Here is a 7,492-nt window from a genome sequence, read left to right as displayed (position 1 = left end):
ACTTCTCTTTTATAAGAGAAGTATCAATAGATTTTGTAGTGGCGAACAGTGTTCGCCAATCTTTCACCTCTGGGGAACAGCAGTGAAGCACCTAAGGTGCAGTATAATTCAGAATAATACTTATAAAATTAAATATTAATATGAAAAAGCTTTAGGAATTAAGAATTAAGTATGAAGAATGAAGGATTATGGTTGAAATTAGTTTTGGTCAAACTAATTTCTTTAACTGATTTTTACTAGCAATACAATTGCTAGTTTTTTTATGTAAAGCTACTGTGTAACTTTAAAAATGTTCATAATTCTTCATTGTCAATTGTTAATTCCATTGATGTAGCTATTTTAATTTTGCTTAAATTATATGCTCTTTTTATAGATATAAGGGGCAGAAGCTAATATTGTGGAGATAATCTAAAAGTACATTCTAAGCTTTATGTTAATTTTAGAATTTATAAAAGTCTTGAGAAATATAAGATTTCTATATAAAATAAATTATAGATACTTTGGGGGAAAGGGATGAAAGGGTTTATGAAGGATTATTTGCAGTTAATTTGTGGCATTTTTGCTTGCTTAATATGGATAAGATATTGTATTTACAAGTATAAAGAAAATAAAGATATAAAATATATAATAGTTATAGGTATACCAATTTGTGTAGTTATAGGCTTAATTCCTGCTATAAGACAAAATAATGAATTAAGAAATTTAATGGTTGCATTAGTAGCAGTAGATTTTATAATACTTTTTATTTTATATTTTGTAAAAGGATTTAATAAACATTTTAAAGAGGCGTATAAAATTTATAAAGATAAAAAAGAAAAATAGATAATTAACTTAAAGATTAATAATTGTTTTTATAGATTATTTAATATTTCAGCTTAAAAAGCGTGACTAAAAGTCACGCTTTGCTATTCTATGTTTTCACCTGATGCTACTTCTAGTTCTTTATCAGCCAAAAGATTTTCTGAGTTAGCATTCTTAAATATAAAACTTAATTTAGTTTCAGTAGTGATTATTGCTATAAATATAAATATGCAGCCAATAATCATAGTGAAGGTAAATTTATCTCCAAATATCAATACTGAAAACAATGATCCAAATAAACATTCTAAAGAGAGTATTATAGCAGCATGAGTAGAACTTGTATATTTTTGAGCTACATTTTGAATTATAAAGCAAAGTGTAGTACTGAATATAACCATATATGCTATAGGTAGTATTAATTTTGTTTCAAACTGAGGTACAGGTTCAAAGAAAATTGCCATAATAAAAGATAATATGGCAGCTACACCAAATTGAAGAATAGTTAATATTATAGGATCTGTTTTTTTAGTGTATAGACCAATGGTAATAATTTGCCCAGCAAAACCTATACCACATAATATTGTAAGTATGTCACCACCATTAAGATTTAAACCTCCTTGAAGAGTTAAGAAGGAAATACCAATTAAACATAAGATTGCACCAATAATTGAAAATTTATCTGGCTTTAATTTAAATATAGCCCAATTTAAAAAAGGAACAAGCACTACGTAAGTTGTAGTTAAAAAAGCACTTTTACTAGCGGTAGTATAAACAATTCCTACAGTTTGAAATGCAAACCCTAAAAATAAAAAAATTCCTATTATAGTTCCCATTTTAAAATCTGCTTTAGTTACTTTTCTTAAATTTTTATTAAAGATTATTGCCATTAAAACAGTTGAGAGAAAAAATCTTATAGTCATTTGGTAGAAGGGTGGTACTAAATTTACAGAATCTTTTACGGCAATAAAACCTCCACCCCATATGATTGCTACTAATAAAAGAGATAAATCTGCTAATAAACTTTTGTTCTTCAAAGATTTCATCAAATCACTTCCTTTTTTATATTTCACAGTAAAAAAACGTCATAATCTAATACATAAATTTTTAGATTATGACGTTATACATTATATATTCTAGGTTTTTTAATAAATTCCTTTGGAAACTTAGCAAAATATTTTAAATTTCAAGGTAATTAATTAGCTATTTCATCTAAAATTTCATAGCTAGGAAGGTTTTTAAATTTATCTCCATCGAATATTCTATTATAACAATAGGATATTATATCGCTTCTCTTAATTATACCAATAAAGATATTAGAATCATCTACAACAGGCACAAAATTTTGAGACTTAGCAACTAGTATTAAACTCTCTATGTCAGAATTTATTGACACTGCTTTATTTCGAACATTTCTTGGTATATCTTTAATTAATACCTTTTCAGTATCTTTTAAAGTTATATCAGGATCATTTTTAAATTTCCATAAAATATCTCCTTCTGTTAATGTACCAACATATCTGCCTTTCTCATCTACTAAAGGGATAGCTGTATATCTATGGTATTCCATACGTTCCATAGCTCTTCTCATTGTTGAATTTACCTTTTCATGTATTACCTCACTTTTTGGAGTAAGAAAAAAAGCAACATTCATAGGATCATCCTCCAATTAATCTTATATTACTTATTTTTAATTTGTTCTTATATATACTATTATATCATTCTATATGTCAATATGGTTACAAAATGATTTAAAGTTAGAAGTATTTACTAATTTATACTAAGGCATTATAATTAGTTTTATAAGACTTTCATAAATAGTAGATAGAGATGTATCACTTCTAAATTTGATCTGCCCTGAAAGTAATTAACATTTATTGGCATTGCTACTAATACTACTAAATTCACAATTCACAGTNNAATTTCTTCCTTAATTGTGCATTGTGCATTAATATATCAAAGTGTAACTTGTATTCAGACATAAATTAAATTTTAGAGTGGTTTATCTATATATTACTAGATGAATATTAGATTATAATAACATTAGGCATCTTCAAAATGCCTTAAGATTAAATTTTATTAGGAGGTTTTTAATCATGGAATTTATAGCAGAGGCATCTTTAATAGAAGCTATATCACTAGGAGAAGTTGAAGCTGTAAGGACAGCATTAATTGAGTATATAAGGAAAGATCCAGGAAATGTAGGAGAAATATTAAGAGCTAAAAAATACGCTGAGGAATTTATTGATGGCTTAATGAATGAACATAATAACGAAGTATTAAAGCCTATCAGTGAATGGGATAAGGAATACTTTTTAAAATCTTTAAGTGGCCTTATTGATAATTTTTCTGAAATAAGATTTCAACATATTTGTATGATAGGAGCATATCTCTATCCACAAAGTACTTCAAAGGATGCAATAATTATAAATAATTTGGAACCAGTAGAAAAAATAAATAAAAAAGAAGTAGCTGCAAAGGTAATTGCTAGTGCTGTGGCATGTATCGCAATTAGTAAAATTTTATTAAAAAATAAAAGATATAAATAAAGCATCTATAACATAGATGCTTTATTTATATTTAATTAGGTTTTAATGCATTTTTAATGGGGAAAATATATAATTAATGAAAGAGTTATAGGAGGAGTACTAAGTGATACGAATAGTAAAAGATACATTTAATAAGTATTTGTTTCATACAAAAGCCTTTAATAATTTCAAGAGCAATTTAAAAGCTTTTACTATATTGTTTTTAGTAACTGTGATGTTTTTTGGCGCAATTATACCCTGGTTTAATAGAAATAGAGTAAAAACCTTTTATAATTATAAATCTATACTCAGAGATATTAAAAAAAGCGAATCAAATGAACGGTTAAAAGTCCATGTTAGGAAACTTGGAGAAAGTTTTAGTTCAATAAAAGATATTCTTATTTTAGATAATGAAAATAATATTACATATAGCTATAGCAATTCTAATTTGTCCCAAAATGAAAAGTTTATATTAGATAAAAGCTTAAATGCTAATTATGAAGAAGATCAATACAATGATTATCTTCATAGAGGATTTTTATATAGTAGTAATAACCCTGAAATAGTTTATGTGAAGTCTTACATAAACGATATGCTTTTTCTAGGGGGAGATTTTTATGAAGAAGAATTTCAGCAGCTCTTGAAAAACTCAGATGGTAAAGGTAATATAGAAGCAAAAAATTTCAAGCAATTATATTTATTGCATGAGATTAGCGATGAAGTCAACAATAGAAAGGTTGCAATAATAACATTTACTGGTGATATGAATTTTGGAATGATAATATGGATTATAGCAGCTATATTTTGTGTTTTAGGTATAGTATTAGTTGTATCTTTCTTTATAATATTAATCTTTGTAATTCAGTTATACAAAGAAAACAAAAATACATTTTTAAATAGAAAAAAACATTTAACCTAGGAGGGGGAAGTTTATGAAGGAATATAAAATATTGATCGTTGAGGATGAAAAACAAATTGCTAGATTTGTTCAATTAGAATTGATGCACGAAGGTTATGAAGTTGAAACTGTTTATGATGGTAGAGAAGGCTTAGAAAAAATAAAAAATAATGAATATAACTTAGTTATATTAGATGTAATGCTTCCAAGTTTGAATGGTATGGAGGTTTGTAGACGAGTAAGAGCTTTTAGTGATGTACCAATTATAATGCTTACAGCTAAAGATAGTGTTATAGATAAAGTAACAGGACTAGACATTGGAGCTGATGACTACATGACGAAGCCTTTTGCAATTGAGGAGTTATTGGCTAGAATTAGGGCTGTAAAGAGAAAAAATAGTAGCAAGAATAATGAAAATAAAAATGAAATTATGGTTAATGATTTAGTTATGAACTTAAGTACTCATGAAGTTAAGAGAGGAGACCGATTAATCGAATTAACTAAAAGAGAATATGATCTTCTAGAATATTTAATAAAGAATGTAGATGTTGTATTGAACAGAGAACAATTATTGGAAGTTGTTTGGGGATACAATTATATGGGGGATACTAATGTAGTTGATGTATATATTAGATATTTAAGAAGCAAAATTGATGAAGATTTTGATGTGAAGTTAATTCATACCGTTAGAGGAGTAGGATATGTTATTAAAAAACACAAAAATATCGACTAAGTTAACTATACTTTATACTATATTACTTCTTAGCGTATTAATTGCATTAAACAGTGCTATATATTTAGGAATAACTTTTTATACAGAGCGTCAAGTTAGTGCAGAGTTAAATTATGTATCTAAAATTATAGAACAAAGAATTGTAAGTCCAAAAGGTGTGTCTAGTTATTCAAATATTTTTGATGGTGCACCCTCTAAAGAAAAGTATTATTCTAGGATATTAGATGATAAAGGAAATGTGATTAAAGCTGTAGATAACTTTAAGTATGATATTCCTTTAAATACAGACTCTAATAATACTTCTGATAGAACTGATTATAGATATGAGAAAGAGCGAAAGTATATATATGTAAGCAATAAAGTTGAAACTAATAATGGTACTGAGTATATTCAAGTTGTTAAAGATATAGAATACGAAAAGATCTTCTTGGAGGTATTAAAAGCTTTTATGATAACAGCTTGCTTTGGAGGGATTATAATTTCTATAGCCCTTGGAAGTGTGGTTAGTAAAGGTATGTTGGAGCCCATTGATAAGATAACTAAGGCAGCACAAAGTATAAGTATTAACAACTTAAAAGAAAGAATAGAAGTTGCTCCTAAGGAGGATGAATTATCTAGGCTAGCATCAACTTTTAATAGTATGATTGATAGACTTCAGGGATCTTTTGAAAAACAAAATCAATTTGTATCTGATGCCTCTCATGAACTTAGAACACCTATTGCAGTTATAAAAGGATATGTAAATTTATTAGACCGATGGGGGAAAGATGATAAAGAAATCTTAGAAGAGTCAATTGAAGCTATTAAAAAAGAAACAGAAAATATGACTGTATTATTAGAAAAATTATTATTTTTAGCAAGAAATGATAGTAATACGCAAAAGATTAATAAAGAAAAATTTTATTTAAATGAATTAATTGATGAGATAATAAAAGAAAGTAAATTTATTTCTGATAAACATAATATATATAGTAAAATAAATGATGAAATAATTATAGATGCTGATTATAAGATGATTAAGCAAGCTTTAAGAATTTTTGTGGACAATAGTATTAAATTCACTAAAGAAGATGGAGAAATAGTAATTAATTTAATAAGGGAAAATAATTTTGCAAAAATTGTTATAAGAGACACAGGTATTGGTATACCTAAAGAGGATTTAGCTAAAGTATTTGATAGATTCTACATGGTAGATAAGGCTAGACATAGAGAAAAAGGTGGAAGTGGTCTAGGGCTTGCTATTGCAAAATTAATTATTGAAAATCATAGTGGTAAAATATATGCTAGTAGTGAAACTTCAAAAGGAACAACTATAACGGTGGTGTTACCAATTGAAAATAAATAAAGCATTTGCTATTTTTATAGCCAATGCTTTATTGCTTTATTTTAATGTATGCCAGGGTATTTGCTTAGGTAGTTCATATGCCTTTGATAATCTTTTAATATGGAATTCAAAAGTCTATAACTGTCGTGATCTATTGATTTACTTTCTTGGATTAGTCTACTACCTATTATGTAGCCTGTATTTGATACATTATGAGCTTCTTCAATAATATCTTGAGAAGAATTATGTGTAATATCGTTTGTTATTTGGGAATAAAAATCTATAGTTTCATGAGCAAATCCTGAACTATTAACTGGAACACCGCCTAAGTCTTGAATTTTTTCCGATACGTTAAGTGCGTGTAATCTATAATCCTTTTCTATTTCTTGCAATCGATTCTTTATATTATAATCATTACATTTCTGGATATACTGTTCAAAGGTATCAATGCCCATATAAATACCTTGAAGGAATTTATTCAATTCGTTAATACACTCTTTATTCAAAGAAAACAACTCCTTTTACATATACTAAGATTATTATGGATTCAAAGGTTATAATATATGTAATTTATATAAATTAACATTAAAATATTCTAAATTTTGATGTTTTCTATAAAATGAATAGTTATAATATGAGAAAAAGCTCTATGATTGTCATAGAGCTTTTTAACGATAGAAATTATAAATCTCTAAAAAAGAATTACTATAATTTTATATATTTAAAGAAGAGTTTTTTTCAGGCTTTGTATTTTCAGGTTTAATTTTTTCAATAGTTATACCTGTATATCCATAAATAATAGCAACAATTGGATTTATTAAATTAAGGAAAGTAAAGGGGAGATAAGAGAGGGTAGGGACACCTAAAGTGGAACTCATAAATGCTCCACAGTTGCTCCAAGGTATTAAACAAGAAGTCATAGTACCAGCATCTTCAAGGGTTCTTGAAAGGTTTTTAGGAGCAAGACCTCTTTTAGCATATTCATCTTTATACATTCTACCTGGAATAACTATTGATAAGTATTGATCTCCAGAAATAAGATTTGTAAATATACAAGATATTACAGTTACTAATATTAATGAACCAGTGTTTACTGCTAATTTTAATAAACTTTCAGCTAATAATCCTAGACACCCTGACTTCTCCATAATTCCTCCGAAAGTCATAGCGCACATGATTAAGGATACGGTAGACATCATACTTTGAAGTCC

At 27.0% G+C, this 7,492-nt stretch carries 9 protein-coding genes; 5 read left to right on the top strand and 4 right to left on the bottom strand.

The annotated features are described in order from the left end of the window. Positions 1-513 precede the first annotated feature (513 nt). Entirely contained in the window at positions 514-822 is a 309-nt protein-coding gene (locus B2W91_RS14770; protein WP_291582311.1) for a hypothetical protein, read from the top strand. 83 nt (positions 823-905) lie between these two features. Here B2W91_RS14770 and B2W91_RS14765 read toward each other — a convergent pair whose 3' ends face one another. After that, the gene (locus tag B2W91_RS14765) at positions 906-1,844 is read right to left on the bottom strand and encodes a DMT family transporter (RefSeq protein WP_291582310.1); all 939 of its coding nucleotides are present in this window, start codon (positions 1,842-1,844) and stop codon (positions 906-908) included. Between the two features lie 149 nt (positions 1,845-1,993). Next, positions 1,994-2,452: a CBS domain-containing protein gene (locus B2W91_RS14760; protein WP_291582309.1), complete on the bottom strand. Its 459-nt coding sequence runs from the start codon at positions 2,450-2,452 to the stop codon at positions 1,994-1,996. Positions 2,453-2,894: 442 nt separating this feature from the next. Between B2W91_RS14760 and B2W91_RS14755 the strand changes: the two genes are divergently transcribed. From B2W91_RS14755 to B2W91_RS14740, 4 genes are all read left to right on the top strand, one after another. Further along, positions 2,895-3,347, top strand: coding sequence for a hypothetical protein (locus B2W91_RS14755; protein ID WP_291582308.1), 453 nt, complete (start codon positions 2,895-2,897; stop codon positions 3,345-3,347). A 103-nt stretch (positions 3,348-3,450) separates the two neighbouring features. Beyond that, the gene (locus B2W91_RS14750) at positions 3,451-4,245 is read left to right on the top strand and encodes a hypothetical protein (RefSeq protein WP_291582307.1); all 795 of its coding nucleotides are present in this window, start codon (positions 3,451-3,453) and stop codon (positions 4,243-4,245) included. Between the two features lie 13 nt (positions 4,246-4,258). Then, a complete protein-coding gene (locus B2W91_RS14745) occupies positions 4,259-4,957 on the top strand; it encodes a response regulator transcription factor (protein WP_291582306.1) in 699 nt (232 codons plus the stop codon). Beyond that, the gene (locus tag B2W91_RS14740) at positions 4,926-6,302 is read left to right on the top strand and encodes a sensor histidine kinase (RefSeq protein WP_291582304.1); all 1,377 of its coding nucleotides are present in this window, start codon (positions 4,926-4,928) and stop codon (positions 6,300-6,302) included. Before B2W91_RS14745 ends, B2W91_RS14740 begins: the two co-directional genes overlap by 32 nt. Before the next feature lie 41 nt (positions 6,303-6,343). On the opposite strand, the gene B2W91_RS14735 is transcribed toward B2W91_RS14740, so the two are convergent. Next, positions 6,344-6,787: a DUF2383 domain-containing protein gene (locus B2W91_RS14735; RefSeq protein ID WP_291582303.1), complete on the bottom strand. Its 444-nt coding sequence runs from the start codon at positions 6,785-6,787 to the stop codon at positions 6,344-6,346. 207 nt (positions 6,788-6,994) lie between these two features. Continuing rightward, on the bottom strand, positions 6,995-7,492 hold a 498-nt coding region (locus B2W91_RS14730; RefSeq protein ID WP_291582301.1), incomplete at its 5' end, for a Na+/H+ antiporter NhaC family protein.

Source organism: Clostridium sp. UBA6640, from assembly GCF_002455975.1.
Taxonomy (GTDB): Bacteria; Bacillota; Clostridia; order Clostridiales; family Clostridiaceae; genus Clostridium_J.
Note: the sequence above shows the minus strand (reverse complement) of the source record. Positions and strands in the feature narration are given on the sequence as shown.